This window comes from Variovorax sp. VNK109, from assembly GCF_049445855.1.
Classification (GTDB): Bacteria; Pseudomonadota; Gammaproteobacteria; order Burkholderiales; family Burkholderiaceae_C; genus JAGOCV01.
Genome location: NZ_JBMSDV010000004.1, coordinates 161,373 through 179,526, shown reverse-complemented (window position 1 = coordinate 179,526; position 18,154 = coordinate 161,373). Strand labels below are relative to the sequence as shown.

Genomic DNA, 18,154 nt, shown 5'->3' with positions numbered 1-18,154 from the left:
CACCGAAACATGGCAAAAAATCTGTCCGCAGGTCAGGCACAACTTTACATGTAATTGGAACTTTTGAATCAATATTTTTGTACGTGTCGATTTCACGGCCCGTGATTCGTCGTAGAAGCAGAACTCGACATTTCTGACTACAAACTCCAAGGAGCAACACATGCGATTCATGATTCTGGTCAAGGCCACCAAGGACAGCGAAGCGGGCGTGATGCCCAGCGAGGAGCTGATTGCCGCGATGGGCGCGTTCAACGAGGCGCTGGTGAAGGCCGGCGTGATGCAGGCGGGCGAGGGGTTGCACCCCAGTTCCAAGGGCGCGCGGGTGCAGTTCTCGGGCAAGAACCGTACGGTGGTCGATGGGCCGTTTGCCGAGACGAAGGAGCTGGTGGCGGGCTACTGGATCTGGGAGTGCGCGTCGCTTCAGGAAGCCATCGACTGGGTGAAGCGGTGCCCGAACCCGATGCTGACGGACTCGGACATCGAGATCCGGCAGGTGTACACGGCGGAGGATTTCGGCGAGGCGTTCACGCCGGAGTTGCGCGAGCAGGAAGACCGGCTGCGCGCGGAGATCGAAGCGCAGCAGGCGAAGAAGGGCTGACGCCCGGCCCCGTTTACGACTCTGCCGGCTCGGCTTCGACAACGCCTCTGGCGTTGAAGCCGCCCGCCGCTTCGCGCGCGGCGATTTCGAGCAGCCATTCGCGGAAGACGGTCACGCGTTCGAGTCTGGATTTCTCGACGGTGCTCACGACGTAGTAGGACGACAGGATGGGTTTCACCCAGTCAGGGAAGGGCGCGACGAGCCGGCCCGACTGCAGGTGGTCGCGCACGAGCATGCTGCGGCCGAGTGCCATGCCGCGGCCGGCGATGGCGGTGCGCAGGATGAGCAGCGGGTCGGAAAAGCGCGGCCCGGTGGCGGCGTCCATGGGTTCGACGCCCACTTCCTCGAGCCACAGGTCCCACGACATCCAGGGTTCGTGGACCATGCGAACGGATGAATTGAGCAGCACGAAGTCATGCGCGACTTCGCTGGGCTCGTAGTCGCCGGGCTGGCGTTTGAGCAGCGACGGGCTGCACACCGGCGTGACGGTTTCGGTGGAAAGCAGATCTGCACGCAGGTCTTCGCCGAAGCCGCCGCGTCCAAAGCGGATGGCGACGTCGGCCGTGCCGCCGGCAAGGTCGGCCATCTTGTAGTCGGTCTCGATGAGCACATCGATGTCGGGCCAGCGCGCACGGAAATCCACCAGGCGCGGAATGAGCCATTCCTGCGAGAACGAAGGCAGCGCGCTCACCACCAGTACTTGCGCAGCCACCTTGGCGGGGCGCGGCAGCAGCGTCATGGCCGCCTCGAAATGTTCGAAGCCCGCCGCGATGGAGGGATAGATGGCCTGGCCCTGCGGTGTGAGCGCCAGCCCCGAAGGCAGCCGCTCGAACAGCAGGCCACCCAGATGTTCTTCGAGCAACTTGATCTGGTGGCTCACGGCTGTCTGCGTGACGAAGAGTTCCTGCGCGGCACGCGCGAAGCTGCCCAGGCGCGCAGCGGACTCGAACGCTTTCAATGCCTTGAGTGGCGGCAATCGCTTGCGCCGTGCAGCGCGCGGGGGCGGAGCGCCGTCCCTGCGCGCTTCGCCCTTGCCCTCTGCATGAGGCCAAGTTTTTTGATTGTCCAGACTCATTTTTTGTCAGCTCCTTGGATGCCTTTTGCGCACGCTTTCTGCAGACAATGAAAAAGCGAGAAGCGAGCCAGTCCGCACGCACCAATGTGGAATGCACGCCGTCTTCAGTCAAGGGGAACTTTCGATGGACACACACGGGGTTGAATTCGTTGTCAATGGATCTGCACGGCGCGTGCAGGTGCATGGCAGTGACAGCCTCGCGCATGTGCTGCGTGAACAGCTACAGCTCACGGGTACGAAAATAGGCTGCAACGCGGGCGAGTGCGGCGCATGCACGGTGGTGATGGACGGGCGCGCCGTGTGTTCGTGCCTGGTGCCTGCGGCCCGTGCAGATGGCGCACAGGTGTGCACCATCGAAGGTGCCGGCGGGGTCGGGGACATCTCGCCGATCCAGCGGGCGTTGATCGAGCACGGCGCGTTCCAGTGCGGCTTCTGCACGCCGGGCGTCGTGATGTCGCTCACCGCGCTGTTCGCACAAGCGCCCGCACCCACCGAGCAGCAGATCCGCATCGCACTGCAGGGCAACATATGCCGCTGCAGCGGCTACGTGAAGATCATCGAAGCGGCCAACGCGCTCGCTCGCCAGGCGATGCAATGAGCTTGACCGACACGCCCACCGTGCAGACCTACCGGCACATCGGCAAGGCCGTCGCGCCGCAGAAGGAAGCGCTTGCGAAGGTGACGGGCCAGGCCATCTACACGCACGACTTCACGCTGCCGGACATGCTCCACGGCGCGATCCTGCGCAGCCCGCACGCACATGCGCGCATCGTGTCCATCGACGTGTCGCGCGCTTCGGCCATGCCAGGCGTGCAGGCCGTGCTCTTGCCGCTGGACGCGCCGGACCGCTACATCCACCTCGGGCCGCGCTATGCGGACCGCTTTCCGCTGGCGCACGATGTGGTGCGCTTCGTGGGCGAAGAAGTGGCGGCCGTTGCTGCCGACACACTGGCGCAGGCACTCGACGCAGTGGCCGCCATCGACGTGACGTACGAAGTGCTGCCGGCCGTGTTCGATGCGGCAGAAGCGCTCGAACCCGGCGCTCCCGTACTCCACCAGCGCGAGGCCTTGCCGCCCAACGTCGCGCAGCACAGCCATGCGGACTGGGGTGGCGCTGCACAGGGCTTTGCTCAATCGGTGCACACCGTGGAGGGCACGTACTCGCATGGCATCGTCGCGCCGGTCTGCATGGAGACCAATGCCGTCGTCGCGTCGTATGACGAAGCGGCGCAGAAGCTCGACGTGTGGGCCGGCACGCAGGCGCCGTTCTTCGTGCGCAAGGAAATGGCCGGCATCCTGGGTCTGCCGACACGACAGGTGCGTGTGCACGCCATCGAGATCGGCGGCGGCTTCGGCGGCAAGTCGCAGGCGCCGGAGCCCATCGGCATCGCCGCGCTGCTTTCGCGCAAGGCCAAGCGGCCGGTGAAGATCGTGCTCACACGACGCGAAGAATTCATCAGCGGCAAGACCGACCACGCCAAGCGCATGACCCTCAGCACGGGTGTGGATGCGCAGGGCAACATCCTCGCGCGGCGCAGCCGCTATGTCGTGGACAACGGCGCGTTCACGCACATGGGCCCGGCCTATGTGTCCGCCGTGCGCCAGCGCTCCGCCAACCTGTACCGCGTCGGCGCGGTCGAGTTCGACGGGCGATTGGTCTACACCAACAAGGTGCCCGGCGGCTCGTACCGCGGCATGGGTGTGCCGCAGATCATCTGGGCGCTGGAGACCCAGGTGGACGAACTCGCCGAGCTGCTGGGCAAAGACCCGCTCGACTACCGCGTGGGCATTGCCAACCAGCCGGGCGACGTGACGCCGCAGGGCTTCGAGATTTCCACCTGCGCCATGGCCGAGTGTCTGCAGGAAGCGGGCCGCCGTATCGGTTGGGCCGAGAAGCGCCGCAACCCGAGGCCATGGCGCGGCGTGGGTGTGGCGGCCATGATCAACCCGAGCGTGGGCATCCTCTACGCCGAGGGCAACTTCGCCAACGTGAGCCTGGAGCTGCGCGAGGACGGCCGATTCCTGCTGGCCACGCAGAACGCCGACTGCGGCACCTGGCAGAACACGACGTTGGCGCAGTTCGTCTCGCAGACGCTGGACGTCGACCTGACGGCCATCGATGTGATCCACATGGACACGGAAGAAGCGCCCGACGATCTGGGCAGCGCCGCGTCGCGCGTGACTTTCATGACGGGCGCAGCGGCCATCGATGCATCCAACGTGCTGATGGCGCAGGTGCGCAGCATCCTGTCGCAGCGCCTGGGCGTCGAGGTCGACACCATCCGGTTTGCGGACGATGGCGTGTCCGCGCCCGGAAAGATGGGTTGGCAGGAAGTCGCGGCGATCACCGGGCCGCTGAAAGTCAACGGCCATCACAAGCTCGACCAGCCGTACCCCGACCCCAAGACCGGCTACGGCAATTACTCCGCCACCTATGCGTTCGGCGCGCAGGCGGTGGAGGTGGAAGTCGACCCGGACACCGGCCATGTGAAGGTGCTCAAGGTCGTGGTGGTGCAGGACGTGGGTCGCGTCATCAACGAGGCCTCGCTGGACGGGCAGATGCACGGCGGCGTGGTGCAGGGCATCGGCATGGCGCTGGCGGAAGACCTGGTGTTCGACCACGGCCGGCCGGTGAACACGTCACTCATCAACTACCGCGTGCCGCGCATCTTCGAAGCGACAGAGATAGAGACGGCTTACATCGAGACGGCCGACCCGCGCGGCCCGCTCGGCGCGAAGTCGAGCGGCGAGACCTCGATCAACCCGACCGTGGCGGCCATCGCGAATGCGGTGGCGCACGCCACCGGCATCCGCTTCCGCACGCTGCCGCTGACGCCGCACAAGGTGCTGGCGGAGATCCGGCGCAAGCAAAAGCGCACACTGGCGCTACAACCGTGGCGCCGGCCGTTCAACCTCGAAGTGGCCGTGGCACGCAGCCTCTATCCCAAGGGCCTGTTCCCTGCCATGAAGATGCTGGGCGCCGCCGTGTCGCAACCCAGGCCGCGCGTGTCGAACCCCGACTACCTCAAGGCCGCAAGCATCGAGGATGCCGCGCTGCTGCTTGCCACGCATCAGCACCGCCGGGCGAAGCTGATCGCCGGTGGCAGCGACCTGCTGCCGGGCACGAGGCAAGGCGTGTATGCGCCGGAGTTGCTCATCGACATCTCGCGCCTGGCTGCGCTGCAGGACATCGACATCGATGCGGCCCAAGGCATCGCCCGCATCGGCGCGGGTGTGACGCTGGCCACACTCACCGAGCACGACGACCTGCGACGCCTGCTGCCGGGCCTGGTGGAGGCAGCAGACCTGATCGCCACGCGGCAGATCCGCAATGTGGCGACCGTCGCCGGAGACCTGTGCCAGGAAAAGCGCTGCTGGTTCTTCCGCAGTGGCCTGCCCTGCTACAAGAACGGCGGCGCATCGTGCCCGTGCTATGCCGTCATGGGCGACAACCGGCATCACGCGATCATGGGCGCAGGCCGTTGCGCCGCGCCGTGCGTGGCCGACCTGGCACCTGCGCTCACCGCACTCGACGCCACCGTGATCGTGCATGGCCAGGCGGGCAAGCGCCGCATCGCCATGGCGGATTTCTACCGCTGGTCGGGCGAAACCACGGTGTCGCCGCAGGAGCTGATCCTGTCCATCGAAGTGCCGCTGGCCACCGGCAGCACACAGGTCTACGAGAAGTACGCGCAGTGGCGGGGTGACTTCCCCGAAGCATCGGCAGGTGTGCGCCTGACATGGGACGGCGACCGGCTCGCTTCGGTACGGATCTCGCTTGGTGGCGTCTCCCCGCTGCCGATGCGCGCGACGCACGCCGAACGCGCGCTCATGACGCAGGCCCATCGCCTCATGAACGACGACAGCATCCGTACCTGCGCGCAGAAGGTCGTGTATGGCGCGCTGCCGCTGCGCGACAACGCCGCCAAGGCCGACATGATCGTCGCCGTCACCGAACGCGCGCTGCGCCGCGCAAGGGACGCGCGGCACGCGCACTGAACCCTCCCATGCCTTTTCCTTCACCCACCATCCCCAACAGGAGCTCCATGATGTCCTCGCGTTCTTTCGGCTCTCTCGGCCGTCTTGCGGCGGTTGCCGTTCTCTCCACACTTGCCTTTCCCGCACTCGCCAAGGACAAGTTCGTCTACGGCGTGCCGTCCGCCATCAGTTCCGCCATCGCCAACTTCGTATTCGCCAAGGAACTCGGCTACTTCGATGAAGAAAACCTCGAGGTCGAACTGGTGCCGCTGGCCGGTTCGAGCGTGATCATCCCGCAACTGCTGTCGGGCCAGATCCATGCCGCCGGCGCGAGCATGGAGCCGCTGGTGATCGCGCGCCAGCCCGGCAAGCAGAACTTCCCGCTGAAGTTCGTCTACAACTACCTGCGCAATTCGGTGTGGGAATTCGCCGTCCCTGCGGACAGCCCCGTGAAGTCGCTCGCCGATCTGAAGGGCAAGAGCATCGGCGTGGTGTCGCTCGGCTCGGGCAACGTCTACACGACGCGCGCCATCCTCGCAGCCTCCGGTGTGGACTGGAAGACGGTGAACCTGCAGCCCGTGGGCTTCGGCGGCCAGGCCTTCCAGGCCCTCAGGACCAACCAGATCCAGGCGCTGAACCTCTGGGAAAGCGCACACGCCGCACTGGAAGTGAGCGGCACGCCCATCCGCCGCCTCGACCTGCCCAAGGAATTCCAGGGCATGTCCAGCCACGGTTTCGAAGTGACCGACAAGCTGCTCAAGGACAACCCGCAGTTGATCGCCCGCTTCGGCCGTGCGGTGTCCAAGGGCGCCGTGGCCTGTGAAGCCAACATGACCGGCTGCCTGCAGGCCTTCTGGAAGCACTACCCCGAGCAGAAGCCCAAGACCGGCACTGAAGAGGAAATCCTGCGCAAGGAAATGATGGTGATGAAGCCGCGCATCGACAACGTCACCTACTTCCGTCCCGGCGAGCCGCGCCAGTGGGGTGCCTACGCCGACCGCGACTGGAAGTTGCTGATCGCCGCGCTGAAGGAAGGCGGCGAAGTCACCAACGAGAACGTCCCGATGGCATCGCTCTACACCAACGTGCTCGTGCCCGAGTACAACAAGTTCGACCCGATGGTGGTGATGCGCCAGGCCAAGGCGTGGAAGCCGTGACACCGCGTCTGTCCATCGAGAACCTGAGCGTCACCTACGCGTCGGCGCGCGGTCGCCTGACGGCGGTGCGTGACCTCAACCTCCAGGTGGCCGACGGTGAGTTCGTCGCCGTGCTCGGCCCCTCGGGGTGCGGCAAGTCGACGCTGCTGAACATCGCATCGGGCCTGCTCAAGCCATCCAGCGGCAAGGTGCAGATCCAGGGCCAGCCGGTGGCGGGCCCGCGTCGCGACGTGGGCATCGTCTTCCAGCAGCCGACGCTGCTGCCGTGGAAAACGGTGCTGCAGAACGTGCTGGTTCCCGTCGAGGCGATGGGCCTGCGCGTGGAAGACCACATGGACCGCGCACGCGCACTCATCAGGCTCGTGCGCCTGGAAGGCTTCGAAGGCCACTACCCGAACGAACTGTCGGGCGGCATGCAGCAGCGCGTGGGTATCGCGCGCGGCTTCATGCACGACCCGCAACTTCTTCTGATGGACGAGCCGTTCGCCGCACTCGACGCCATGACCCGCGAACACATGTCCGACGAACTGCAGGACATGTGGCGCCAGTCGGGCAAGTCCGTGCTGTTCATCACGCACTCGATTCCCGAAGCCGTCTACCTCGCCGACCGCGTGGTCGTGCTGTCCGAACGTCCGGGCACGGTGGTGGACGTGATCGACGTGCCGCTGCCCCGCCCGCGCACGATTGCGACGCTGGGCTCCGCCGAGTTCAACGCCATCTGCAACCGGCTGCGGCTTTTCTTCCGCACGCCCGCCCCCGGCAAAGGAGAACCCGAATGAAAGACCGCGTCCTCTCCGTCGTTCTTCCGCTGGCCGCACTGGCCGCGCTGCTCATCGTCTGGGACCGTGCCGTCGTGCTGCTGGAGGTGCCGACGTATCTGCTGCCACGGCCGGGCGATGTCGGCGTGTCGCTGTGGAGCGGCTACGTGACCAGCGGTACGTACTGGAAGCACCTGGCCACCACGCTGTACGAAATGGTGGTCGGCTACGCCATCGGCTGCTCGGTGGCGCTGGTGGCCGGCGCCATCGTCGCCGAGTCGCGCTGGATCGAGCGCACGCTGATGCCGCTCGTGATCGCGATCCAGTCCATCCCCAAGGTCGCGCTCGCGCCGCTGCTCATCGTGTGGTTCGGGTTCGGCGTGAGTTCCAAGATGGTGCTGGTCGCGCTGATCTGCTTCTTCCCCGTGTTCATCAACTGTTTCTACGGATTCCGCTCGGCCAACCCGGACCTGCTGCGTCTGTACCGCGCATTCGGTTCGTCGCGCCTGCATGTGTTCCGGCAGGTGAAGCTCCCGTCGGCTGCGGCGTCCATCTTTGCCGGCTTGCAGATCGCGGTGGTGCTTGCGCTCATCGGCGCGATCGTCGGCGAGTTCGTCTCCGCCAAGGAAGGGCTCGGCTATCTCATCCAGTCGTCCACGCTGAGCTTCGACGTGGCGACGATGTTCGCGTCCGTCGTGTCGCTGTCGGCCATCGGCATCACGGCCAGCAGCCTCGTGCGCTTCGTGCATGCACGCGTCGTTTTCTGGGAACGCCGCGACACGGCGGGCACCACCTTGTCGGAGGCCGCGTGACCATGACCGGAAACGACACCACCGCCATGCTCCGCTGCGAAGCCGACGGCTTCGAGTTCGAGGCCGCACCCGGCACCACGCTGATGGTGGCGCTGCGCAGCACCGGCTTCGACATCGAGGCCTCGTGCGACGGCAGCCTCGCCTGCGGCACCTGCCATGTGAAGGTGGCGCCCGGGTGGGCGAGCCGCCTTCCACCTGCCGCCGATGACGAGCGCGCCATGCTGGACTACCTGCCGGGCGCAACCGCAGCGTCACGCCTGTCCTGCCAGATCCGGCTGACGCCCGAGCTCGACGGGCTGTCGGTCGAAATCGCACGTCCCGCCTGAACCATTCCACCGACATCACCACGAGAGACACCATGGAACAGACCGTCCGCATGCCGACCAATGCCACGCGCTCGCGCCCCACGCCCGCGCGGCCGCACTTCCTGCCGATGCCTGCCGAGGGCGACGGCGGTGTCTTCACGCAGTCGTGGTTTCCGGTGGCCCTGTCCACCGAAGTCGTGGCGGACCAGGTGCTCGGCTGCGACTTCCTGGACGGCAAGATCGTGCTGTTCCGCGCACCGGACGGATCAGCGCGCGCGATGAGCGCGTACTGCCCACACGTCGGCGCGGACCTGTCGGTCGGCCGCGTGGTGGATGGCCGCGTGCAATGCGCCTTCCACCACTGGGAGTACGACGCCGACGGCGTGTGTGTGAAGACCGGCATCGGCGACCCGCCGCCGAAGTCGGCCTGCCTGTTCGTGTTCCCGGTGCAGGAGCGCTTCGGCATCGTCTGGGTGTTCAACGGCGAAGAGCCGCTGTTCGACCTGCCGCAACTGCCCTACGCAGACGACGCGCTGCTCATGTCGGCCTACCGCTTCGGCCAGACGCTGAACTGCGACCCCTGGGTGTTCGCAGCCAACACGCCGGACATGCAGCACCTGAAGGTGGTCCACAAGATCAAGTTCGAAGCCGACGAGCCGCACGAGCTCGTGCAGTGGCATGACTTCGGCCTGGAGTTCAGCTACCGCGGGCTGCACCAGGGCGACGTGCCGATTGCCAACACGGCGGGCATCCTGGGCACGAGCGTGTTCTACCGCTGGGGCATGTACGACGGTTTCTGGCGCTGCAACGTCACGGGCTACGGCCTGCCCAGGCCCGGGCAGCACAACGTGTTCAGCTGCAGCATCGTGCTGGCCGGACCCGACGCGCAGGAGCAGCTCGAGTCCGTGCTGGCGGTGAGCCGCCGCACCGTCGGCGAGGACAAGGACATCCTCAACACCATCCACTACCGCCAGGGCCTGTTGACCCGTGCGGACAAGTCGCTCGCGCGCTTCCTGACCTACATCCGGAAGTATCCGCGTGCGCATCCCTCGGCCGGCTTCATCAACTGAGACAGCCGCGCTTCATTTCATCCATCCATCGGTTCACAGCAAAGGAAAAGCATGACCACCTCCCGCATCAACCCCGCAGCCATGGGCGGCGAACCCGGCGCGTACTCCAACGGCATCCTGGTCGAAGCGCCGGCTGCCACGCTCTATGTGGCAGGCCAGATCGGCATCGACGCCAAGGGCGTGGCTTCTGCCGACTTCGTCGAGCAGACCCAGCAGGCGTGGAAGAACGTCGAAACCATCCTGGCCGATGCCGGCATGAAGCTCAGCAACATCGTCAAGACAACCATCTACCTGACAGACGCCAAGGACTACCCGGACTTCGTGAAAGTTCGCACCGGGGTGCTCGCCGGTCACAAACCGGCGTCCACGCTGGTGTATGTGTCCGCACTCGTCAAGCCCGAGTGGAAGGTCGAGATCGACGTCGTTGCGGTCCGCTGAACCGTCGCACCGGATCCCCCATGGATTACGAGCTTGACGCCAACGCCGATTCGGACCGGCGCATGGACCTGGCCGAGCGGCCGACGCGCATCCTGCACACCATGATGCGCGTCATGGACCTGCAACGTTCTCTGGACTTCTACATCGGGGCCCTGGGAATGCAGCTGGTACGTCGGCAGGACTATCCGTCCGGCCGCTTCACGCTCGCTTTCCTCGGCTACGGTACGGAAGAAGCCAGCACGGTGCTGGAACTCACGCACAACTGGGACCAGGTCGAGCCGTATGTGCACGGCACCGCGTGGGGACACATTGCCATCGCTGTCAACGACATCCATGCGAGCTGTTCCGAACTGGCCGAAAGCGGCGTGCAGATCACGCGGGCACCCGGCCCGATGAAGCACAGCCCGACGCTGATCGCCTTCATCGAGGACCCGGACGGCTACAAGATCGAGTTGATTCAGCGAAGCTGAACAGCCAGCCGCTGCAAGGCAGCTTCGACCGTGTCTTCAATGGTGGCGGAGCCGGTGAGCATGAGGTTGAGCCTTTGCCCGAGGCCTTCGACCATCATCCCGCTGGCCGTCTCGCGCAGGGTGCCGATGGCGTCGGGCGTGCACGGCGTGACAGCGCTCACGCGTTCGGCATAGCTGCCCGGCGGCACACCATAGGCAGCGACGGGCTTGCCCAACGCTGCGGCGTAGCCCACTTCGAACACGGTGCCCGAGTCGGGCTCCAGGCCGCGGAAGCTGCACAGGTTGGCGAGCACGGCGTCGGCTTCGTGGATGCGCTGGATGTTGCCTTCGTAGATGCGCAGGGCGCGTTCGTCGTCGGTGCCGTTGAAATCAGCGGGGATGTCGCCGTCGGAAGGCTCCAGGCCTTCGAGGCCGAGCCGCGCGCACGCGGCCTTCAATTGCGCGAAGCGCTGGGTGCTGTCGGAGAAGAAAACGTCGGGGCCGGCGAGATAGATTCTGGGAGAACGTGCAGTCATTCCTGCATTGTCGTCGTCACCGGGCCGGTGGTGTCACTTGACGCGCTGCTTCTCCAGCTTGCGCGCCAGCGTGCGGCGGTGCATGCCCAGCCGCCTTGCCGCTTCGGAGATGTTGAAGTCGGTTTCGGCGAGTACGGCGTGGATGTGTTCCCACTCCAGCGTCTTGATGGAGGTGGTGCGCTGTGTGAGGTCGACGCCTGCGTCGCCTTCGGCCTTGTCGAACGCGGCTTCGATGTCGTCGGTGTTGGCGGGCTTGGCCAGGTAGTGCCGCGCGCCGAGCTTGATGGCTTCGACCGCCGTGGCGATGCTGGCGTAGCCGGTGAGCACGACGATGATCATGCCGTCGTCGATGCCCTGAAGGTACTGCACCACGGCCAGGCCCGAGTCGCCGGATGAGAGCTTGAGGTCCACCAGCGCGTATTGCGGCAACGCGTCCTGCGCCACGCCTTCCGTGAGGTGGCGCACGCCTGCAAGGTCGGCCGCACGCACGACTTCATAGCCGCGCCGCTCGAACGAGCGGGTGAGCGTATGGGCGAGCGCATCGTCGTCCTCGACGATGAGCAGGGTGCGGGTGTCTTCCTCTTCGGTCATGCGGGCATCACTTTGGCATCAATGCACGCATCGGCAGCACGATGCTCACTTCAGCCCCGACAGGATCGAGGTTTCTGGCTTCGAGCCGGCCGCCCAGCGTGCGTGCGACGTTGACCGAGAGGAACAGGCCCAGCCCGCTGCCGGGCCGGCCCTTGGTGGACTGGTAGGGCTTGCCGAGTTGTTCGAGCATGGCCGGCGGAAAGCCCGGGCCCTCGTCCAGCACGCGGATGACGAGCTGGTCGTCCGCGCTGCTCACCAGCACGCGGATTTCGCCGTCGGCATTGGCTTCGAGCGCGTTGTCGAGCACGTTGTCCACCATCTGGCGCAGCGTGCCGTCGGCCATGATGGGTGTGTCCAGTCCGTCGTCCAGCACGGCCTGCAGCGAGCGGCAGGCGCGGGTCTGCCGCCAGTTGGCGAGCACGTCTTCGAGCAGTTCGCGCACGGTCATCTGCTCCAGCGTTTCGGCGCGTGCTTCGCCCGCCGTCTGAAGGATGCCGGTGACGATGCGCTTGCAGCGATCCACCTGCACCTGCATGCGCTCGATTTCCTCGCGCAGTTCCGGCTCGGCAGCAAAGGGCGCCATGCGTGCCCAGTCGCCCAGGATGACGGAGAGCGTGGCCAGCGGCGTGCTGAGTTCGTGCGCCGCGCCGGACGCGAGCAGGCCCATGCGCAGGATGTGTTCGGCCTCGGCCGCCTGCTGGCGCATGCGGGCGAGCGCGTCGTCGCGCTGGCGGTTGTTGCTGGCAATGCGGCCGACGAAGATGACGAGCAACGCCGCATTGATCAGGAAGCAGATGACCAGCCCTTCGAAGTAGTAGGGAATGAGCCCGACGCCTTCGCTGCCTTCGCCTCCGGGCATGGCCAGCGGCCAGTGCCACAGGTGCAGCGCCACGGCGCACAGCGACGTCACCGCCACCAGCGCCCAGCCGTAGGGCGCGCTCATCAGCACCGCGCCCAGCACCACCTGCAGCAGGTACAGGTACACGAAGGGATTGGCGCTGCCGCCTGCAAAGTAGAGCTGCCCCGTGAGCACGGCCACGTCGATCAGCAGGATGCCGAACAGCTCCGAGTCAGCGAGTTCGCTGGCCGTGCGCGCGCGCCATGTGCTGACGAGGTTGACCACGCTGAGCACGCCGAGCAGCGTGAGCATCTGCACCATCGGCAGCGCGATGCCCAGGCCGTACTGCACGACGAGGATGGTGAGCACCTGGCCGAGCACGGCCATCCAGCGCATCTGCACCAGCTGCAGCAGGTTGCGCGCACGCGTGAGCCGTTCGAGCGCGACGGCTTCTTCGCCGTAGGCCGGGCGGACGGCAGACGCAGCGAACGCGGTGTTGGGCATCAGGAAAGTTGCATCAGGAATTTCTGGCACGCAGCAGGAGCCAGCAGCCACCGGCGCACAGCGCGGCCAGGGCGAACCAGGTCAATGCATACGATAGGTGATTGTTGCTGAAGCGGACGACGGTGAGACCGGGGCGCGGCCACTCGGGCCGGGCGGTTGCCGTTGTTGCGGTTTCCGCGGATGCGTCGACAAAGAAGGGCGCAACCTGCCCGGCACCGAGGCCCATCGCCTGCGCCATGACAGGTACGTCGCGTGCGGCCCAGCGGCCTTGTTCGAGATCATTGGCGCGCAACAGGCGCGATGCCTCGCTCATGCGCAGCAGGCCGGTGATGCGCACGTCACCCGGCGCTGCGGCCTGCACTGTGTTCTGCATTTGTGCGGCGACCGCACTGCGCTGTTCGGCCGGCACGAAGCCGCGGTTCACGATCACCCAGAAGCCTTCGCTCGTCTGCAGCGGACTCATGAGCCAGTAACCCCACCCGAGCTCGCTGCCGGTGCGCACCCAGATGTCGGCCGGCTTGCCACCAGCAGGCGTCTGCTTCCATTGGCCCTGCAACTGCACGCGCAGGTATTCATGTGCAGCGGCGTTGACCGTGGGCCACAGTGCGGGCGCGGGCACCGCAACGGGTTGCGCGCGCGTGCGGGCTTCGACGCGTTCGATGAGGTCCGTCTTCCACGACAGGCGTTGCACCTGCCAGATGCCCAGCGCGGCAAAACCTGCGGATGACAGCCCGAGCAGGGCGAGGAACAGCCACCCCCAGCGCCCGATGGCACGCGGGCGGAGGGTGGTCGCGTCCGTCACGGGGTCTTGCTGGCCGGTGCCTGTGTGGGCGGTGCGGCTGCCGGCGCAACTGCATCGGGCTGCCTTGCCGCAGGAACACCGGGCATGTTCTCGTGCTCCATGGCCGGCATCATGTTGGTGTTCATGTTGTACATGACCCAGGTGGTACCCGCCATCATGATGACGAGGATGCCGACCGTGAACCCTGCGGCCAGCAGGTTCCAGCCACCTTCTGCCGTCGTGTTCAGGTGCAGGAAGTACACGAGGTGCACCACCATCTGCACGACCGCGAACAGCAGGATGCCGGCTGCCAGCAGACGCGGCGACACGGGCACTTTCAGCATCACCAGCGCGAACGGGATGATGGTGAGGATGGCCGCGAGGATGAAACCCTTGATGTAGCCGCCCAGCGTGGCGTGATAGCCGCTGTCGTCGTGGTCGAGTTCGTGTGCGTGCGCCATCACAGCACCCCCATGAGATAGACGAAGCTGAAGACGCCGATCCAGATCAGGTCCAGGAAGTGCCAGAACATCGACAGGCACACCAGACGGCGCTTGTTGGCCGACGTGAGGCCGGTCTTGCGCAGCTGCAGCATCAGCGTGACGAGCCAGACGATGCCGAAGCTCACGTGCAGGCCGTGCGTGCCCACCAGCGTGAAGAACGACGAGAGGAACGCACTGCGGCCCGGGCCGGCACCCTCGTGGATGAGCTCGACGAACTCGTAGATTTCGAGCGAGACGAAGCCGAGGCCCAGCACGCCGGTGACGGCCAGCCAGCCCAGCACCTGCGGCAAGCGGTTCTTCAGCATGGCCAGCATCGCGAAGCCGTAGGTGATGGAAGACAGCAGCAGCAATCCGGTGTTGACCGCGACGATCTTCAGGTTGAACAGGTCGGCACCCGACGGCCCGGCGGCATACGAGCGGCCGAGCACCGCATACACCGCGAACAGCACGGCGAAGATGAGGCAGTCGCTCATCAGGTAGAGCCAGAAGCCCAGGTAGGTGCTGCTGGGCGGGTGGTGGTCACCCGTGTCGTAGAACACCGGCGGTGCGCCGTTGCCCTGCGGGTCGAGAGTGGCGGTTGGGTTCATGGAATTCTTCTTCTGCGCGGATCAGGCAGCCTGGGCCGCGAGCGCGGCCTGGCGTGCACGCTCGGTGCTCTCGACGTCTGCCGCCGGGATGTGATAGTCGCGGTTGTAGTTGAACGTGTGGATGATCGACGCGACCACGGTGGCGATGAACAGCAGCACGACCGGCACCCACATGTGCCAGATGAGCGCGAAGCCGAGCGCCGTGGACAGCCCGGCGATGACGACACCCGCCGCCGTGTTCTTCGGCATGTGGATCGGTCTGAAGCCGGTCATGGGCTGCACTGCGCCGTTGTCCTTCATGTCGCGCCAGGCGTCGAGGTCACGCACGACGGGCGTGAAGGCGAAGTTGTAGTCGGGCGGCGGCGAGCTGGTGGACCATTCGAGCGTGCGGCCGTCCCAGATGTCGCCGGTGGTGTCGCGCAGCTGGTCGCGGCGGAGGTAGCTCACCACGAACTGCACCAGCATCGCGGCGATGCCCAGGGCAATGATGAACGCGCCGAGCGCGGCGATCTGGAACCAGATCTGCAGCGAATGGTCTTCGAAATGGCTGACGCGGCGCGTCACCCCCATCAGGCCCAGCACGTACAGCGGCATGAACGCGACCCAGAAGCCCACGAGCCACAGCCAGAACGACAGCTTGCCCCAGAACGGATCGAGCCGGAAACCGAAGGCCTTGGGGAACCAGTAGTTGATGCCGGCCAGCAGGCCGAACAGCACGCCGCCGATGATCACGTTGTGGAAGTGCGCGACGAGGAACAGGCTGTTGTGCAGCACGAAGTCGGCAGCCGGCACGGCGAGCAGCACGCCCGTCATGCCGCCGACGACGAAGGTCACCATGAAGCCGACGGTCCACATCATGGGCAGCTCGAACTTGATGCGGCCCTTGTACATGGTGAAGAGCCAGTTGAACATCTTCGCCCCGGTCGGTATGGAGATGATCATCGTCGTGATGCCGAAGAAGGCGTTCACGCTCGCGCCCGAACCCATGGTGAAGAAGTGGTGCAGCCACACGAGGTACGACAGGATGGTGATCACCACCGTCGCGTAGACCATCGACGCGTAGCCGAACAGGCGCTTGCGGCTGAAGGTGGAGACGACTTCCGAGAAGATGCCGAACACCGGCAGCACGAGGATGTACACCTCGGGGTGGCCCCAGATCCAGATGAGGTTCACGTACATCATCGGGTTGCCGCCGAGATCGTTCGTGAAGAAGTTGGTGCCGAGATACCGGTCGGCCGTGAGCAGTGCGAGCGTCGCGGTGAGCACGGGGAAGGTGGCGACGATCAGCACGTTGGTGCACAGCGACGTCCAGGTGAAGACGGGCATCTTCATGAACGACATGCCGGGCGCGCGCATCTTCACAATCGTGGCGATCAGGTTGATGCCCGAGAGCGTCGTCCCGACCCCCGCGACCTGCAGCGCCCAGAGGTAGTAGTCGACCCCGACCCCCGGACTGCTGAGGATGCCCGAGAGCGGCGGGTACGCCAGCCAGCCGGTGCGCGCGAATTCGCCGACGAACAGCGACATCATCACCAGCACGGCACCGCCCACGGTCATCCAGAAACTGAAGTTGTTGAGGAAGGGGAAGGCGACGTCGCGCGCTCCGATCTGCAGCGGTACCACGTAGTTCATGAAACCCGTCACCAGCGGCATGGCGACGAAGAAGATCATGATCACGCCGTGCGCGGTGAAGATCTGGTCGTAGTGGTGCGGCGGCAGGTAGCCGAGGTTGTCGCCGAAGGCGATGGCCTGCTGCAGCCGCATCATGATCGCGTCGGCAAAGCCGCGCAGCAGCATCACCAGCCCGAGGATGATGTACATGATGCCGATGCGCTTGTGGTCGATGGAGCAGATCCAGTCGCGCCACAGCGTGCCCCACCAGCCCATCTTCGTGACGAAGCCGAGTACGAAAAGGCCGCCGAGCACCACGCCGGCGAAGGTCGCGACGAGGATGGGGTCGTGGTACGGAATGGCCTCGAGCGTGAGCCGCCCGAAGATGAGGTGCTGGAGATCGGCAGTCATGGCGTTCTTCTTATCGGATGAGGGTGGCGACGGGCGTGCCGCTCGGGTTTTCAGGCGTGCACAGCGCAGCGACGACCATGCGGTCCTTCAGGCCGTAGAGGGTGGAAGCCGGACGGTTGGTCAGGCCGGCCACCGCGCCCTTGCCGCCGCCGCCACGTTCGTCGATGGCCATCATGTCGGCCGCGCACATGCGGGCGGTGTCGACACAGCGGTTGACGATGGCGTCGTACAGGCCCTTGTCGACCGAGGCGTAGTGCGCCACGGGCACGCGATGGCTCGGCTTTTCGAGTTCGAGGTAGCCGGCGCGGCTGAGCATGCCGGCTTCGGCCTTGCGCGCGGTGTCGATCCAGCGCCTGAAGTCTTCGTCGGCCAGGCTTTTCACGGCGAAGTTCATGCCGGAGAAGCCGTCGCCGCTGAAGTTGGCCGAGATGCCGCGGAATTCACCCGTCCGGTTGAGCACGCCGTGGAGTTTGGTTTCCATGGCGGGCATGGCGTAGATCATGCCGGCCATTTCGGGGATGTAGAACGCATTCATCACCGTGGAGGAAGTGATGCGGAACTGCACCGGCCGGTCCACCGGCAGCGCGAGTTCGTTGACCGAGGCGACGCCCTGCTCGGGGTAGAGGAACAGCCACTTCCAGTCGAGCGCGACGACCTGCACCACGAGCGGCTTCACTTCGGCGGGTACTTCGCGCTTCGCGTCGATGCGTTCGAGCGGCCGGTACGGGTCGAGCTTGTGGGTGCTGACCCAGGTGATGGCGCCCAGCACGATGATGATGAGCAGCGGCGCGCCCCAGATGAGGAGTTCGAGCCGGGTGGAGTGGTCCCATTCGGGCTGGTAGTCGGCTTCGGTGTTGGAGGCGCGATAGCGCCAAGCGAAGAAAAGCGTCAGCAGGATGACAGGGATGATGATGATCAACATCAGCACCGTGGCCTGTACGATCAGGTTGGCCTGCTGCTGGGCGATGTAACCGGACGGTTTCATCACCACCATATTGCAACCGGACAGCACGGCTGCAGCCAGCGCGAGCATAGTGAGCCGCAGCAGCGGAGACCGCATTACAGCCTGTTGATGTCGAGGGTGAGCCATGATTTCTGCCTCTAGCCGGGGTAAACGAGAATTGCCGGAGCCTGAAAACTGTACTTACATTG

At 65.6% G+C, this 18,154-nt stretch carries 19 protein-coding genes; 10 read left to right on the top strand and 9 right to left on the bottom strand.

All coding sequences use genetic code 11. From position 1 onward, the window contains the following. Nucleotides 1-160: 160 nt before the first annotated feature. Nucleotides 161-598, top strand: a complete 438-nt coding sequence (locus ACO2Q9_RS15230) for a YciI family protein (RefSeq protein ID WP_423312654.1) — start codon at nucleotides 161-163, stop codon at nucleotides 596-598. A gap of 13 nt (nucleotides 599-611) precedes the next feature. On the opposite strand, the gene ACO2Q9_RS15225 is transcribed toward ACO2Q9_RS15230, so the two are convergent. Continuing rightward, nucleotides 612-1,673, bottom strand: coding sequence for a LysR substrate-binding domain-containing protein (locus tag ACO2Q9_RS15225; RefSeq protein ID WP_423312653.1), 1,062 nt, complete (start codon nucleotides 1,671-1,673; stop codon nucleotides 612-614). Between the two features lie 124 nt (nucleotides 1,674-1,797). Here ACO2Q9_RS15225 and ACO2Q9_RS15220 point away from each other — a divergent pair, with 124 nt between their 5' ends. The 9 genes from ACO2Q9_RS15220 to gloA all read left to right on the top strand — a co-directional run bounded on the left by ACO2Q9_RS15220 (nucleotide 1,798) and on the right by gloA (nucleotide 10,661). Next, nucleotides 1,798-2,271, top strand: a complete 474-nt coding sequence (locus tag ACO2Q9_RS15220) for a (2Fe-2S)-binding protein (RefSeq protein ID WP_423312652.1) — start codon at nucleotides 1,798-1,800, stop codon at nucleotides 2,269-2,271. Continuing rightward, the gene (locus ACO2Q9_RS15215) at nucleotides 2,268-5,672 is read left to right on the top strand and encodes a molybdopterin cofactor-binding domain-containing protein (protein ID WP_423312651.1); all 3,405 of its coding nucleotides are present in this window, start codon (nucleotides 2,268-2,270) and stop codon (nucleotides 5,670-5,672) included. Before ACO2Q9_RS15220 ends, ACO2Q9_RS15215 begins: the two co-directional genes overlap by 4 nt. A gap of 50 nt (nucleotides 5,673-5,722) precedes the next feature. After that, nucleotides 5,723-6,808 carry an ABC transporter substrate-binding protein gene (locus tag ACO2Q9_RS15210; RefSeq protein WP_423312650.1) on the top strand — a complete coding sequence of 362 codons (1,086 nt, stop codon included), beginning with the start codon at nucleotides 5,723-5,725 and terminating at the stop codon, nucleotides 6,806-6,808. Then, nucleotides 6,805-7,587 (top strand): ABC transporter ATP-binding protein, encoded by a 783-nt coding sequence (locus ACO2Q9_RS15205; protein WP_423312649.1) that lies wholly within the window; start codon nucleotides 6,805-6,807, stop codon nucleotides 7,585-7,587. Before ACO2Q9_RS15210 ends, ACO2Q9_RS15205 begins: the two co-directional genes overlap by 4 nt. Further along, nucleotides 7,584-8,378, top strand: a complete 795-nt coding sequence (locus ACO2Q9_RS15200) for an ABC transporter permease (protein ID WP_423312648.1) — start codon at nucleotides 7,584-7,586, stop codon at nucleotides 8,376-8,378. Before ACO2Q9_RS15205 ends, ACO2Q9_RS15200 begins: the two co-directional genes overlap by 4 nt. Before the next feature lie 2 nt (nucleotides 8,379-8,380). Then, nucleotides 8,381-8,704, top strand: coding sequence for a 2Fe-2S iron-sulfur cluster-binding protein (locus tag ACO2Q9_RS15195; protein WP_423312879.1), 324 nt, complete (start codon nucleotides 8,381-8,383; stop codon nucleotides 8,702-8,704). Nucleotides 8,705-8,736: 32 nt separating this feature from the next. Next, nucleotides 8,737-9,753, top strand: a complete 1,017-nt coding sequence (locus ACO2Q9_RS15190) for a Rieske 2Fe-2S domain-containing protein (RefSeq protein ID WP_423312647.1) — start codon at nucleotides 8,737-8,739, stop codon at nucleotides 9,751-9,753. A 51-nt stretch (nucleotides 9,754-9,804) separates the two neighbouring features. Further along, nucleotides 9,805-10,191 (top strand): RidA family protein, encoded by a 387-nt coding sequence (locus tag ACO2Q9_RS15185; RefSeq protein ID WP_423312646.1) that lies wholly within the window; start codon nucleotides 9,805-9,807, stop codon nucleotides 10,189-10,191. Between the two features lie 62 nt (nucleotides 10,192-10,253). Then, nucleotides 10,254-10,661 (top strand): lactoylglutathione lyase, encoded by a 408-nt coding sequence (gene gloA, locus ACO2Q9_RS15180; RefSeq protein WP_423312878.1) that lies wholly within the window; start codon nucleotides 10,254-10,256, stop codon nucleotides 10,659-10,661. Here the strand turns inward: gloA and ACO2Q9_RS15175 are convergent. From ACO2Q9_RS15175 to cyoA, 8 genes are read right to left on the bottom strand one after another with little or no spacing between them, the layout of a single operon-like run. Then, nucleotides 10,649-11,176, bottom strand: a complete 528-nt coding sequence (locus ACO2Q9_RS15175) for a nucleoside 2-deoxyribosyltransferase (RefSeq protein WP_423312645.1) — start codon at nucleotides 11,174-11,176, stop codon at nucleotides 10,649-10,651. The genes gloA and ACO2Q9_RS15175 overlap by 13 nt on opposite strands. A 33-nt stretch (nucleotides 11,177-11,209) precedes the next feature. Then, complete coding sequence (locus tag ACO2Q9_RS15170) at nucleotides 11,210-11,767, bottom strand: response regulator transcription factor (RefSeq protein ID WP_423312644.1); 558 nt, start codon at nucleotides 11,765-11,767, stop codon at nucleotides 11,210-11,212. A 7-nt stretch (nucleotides 11,768-11,774) separates the two neighbouring features. Continuing rightward, on the bottom strand, nucleotides 11,775-13,109 hold the full coding sequence (locus ACO2Q9_RS15165) for an ATP-binding protein (protein WP_423312643.1): 1,335 nt from the start codon (nucleotides 13,107-13,109) through the stop codon (nucleotides 11,775-11,777). A gap of 13 nt (nucleotides 13,110-13,122) precedes the next feature. Next, on the bottom strand, nucleotides 13,123-13,911 hold the full coding sequence (locus ACO2Q9_RS15160; protein ID WP_423312642.1) for an SURF1 family protein: 789 nt from the start codon (nucleotides 13,909-13,911) through the stop codon (nucleotides 13,123-13,125). Then, on the bottom strand, nucleotides 13,908-14,351 hold the full coding sequence (gene cyoD, locus ACO2Q9_RS15155; protein WP_423312641.1) for a cytochrome o ubiquinol oxidase subunit IV: 444 nt from the start codon (nucleotides 14,349-14,351) through the stop codon (nucleotides 13,908-13,910). The genes ACO2Q9_RS15160 and cyoD overlap by 4 nt, the downstream gene beginning before the upstream one ends. Further along, on the bottom strand, nucleotides 14,351-14,980 hold the full coding sequence (gene cyoC / locus ACO2Q9_RS15150; protein WP_423312640.1) for a cytochrome o ubiquinol oxidase subunit III: 630 nt from the start codon (nucleotides 14,978-14,980) through the stop codon (nucleotides 14,351-14,353). The genes cyoD and cyoC overlap by 1 nt, the downstream gene beginning before the upstream one ends. Before the next feature lie 21 nt (nucleotides 14,981-15,001). Then, on the bottom strand, nucleotides 15,002-17,002 hold the full coding sequence (cyoB, locus tag ACO2Q9_RS15145) for a cytochrome o ubiquinol oxidase subunit I (RefSeq protein ID WP_423312639.1): 2,001 nt from the start codon (nucleotides 17,000-17,002) through the stop codon (nucleotides 15,002-15,004). A 10-nt stretch (nucleotides 17,003-17,012) separates the two neighbouring features. Next, nucleotides 17,013-18,062 carry a ubiquinol oxidase subunit II gene (gene cyoA, locus ACO2Q9_RS15140; RefSeq protein ID WP_423312638.1) on the bottom strand — a complete coding sequence of 350 codons (1,050 nt, stop codon included), beginning with the start codon at nucleotides 18,060-18,062 and terminating at the stop codon, nucleotides 17,013-17,015. Between the last annotated feature and the right edge of the window lie 92 nt (nucleotides 18,063-18,154).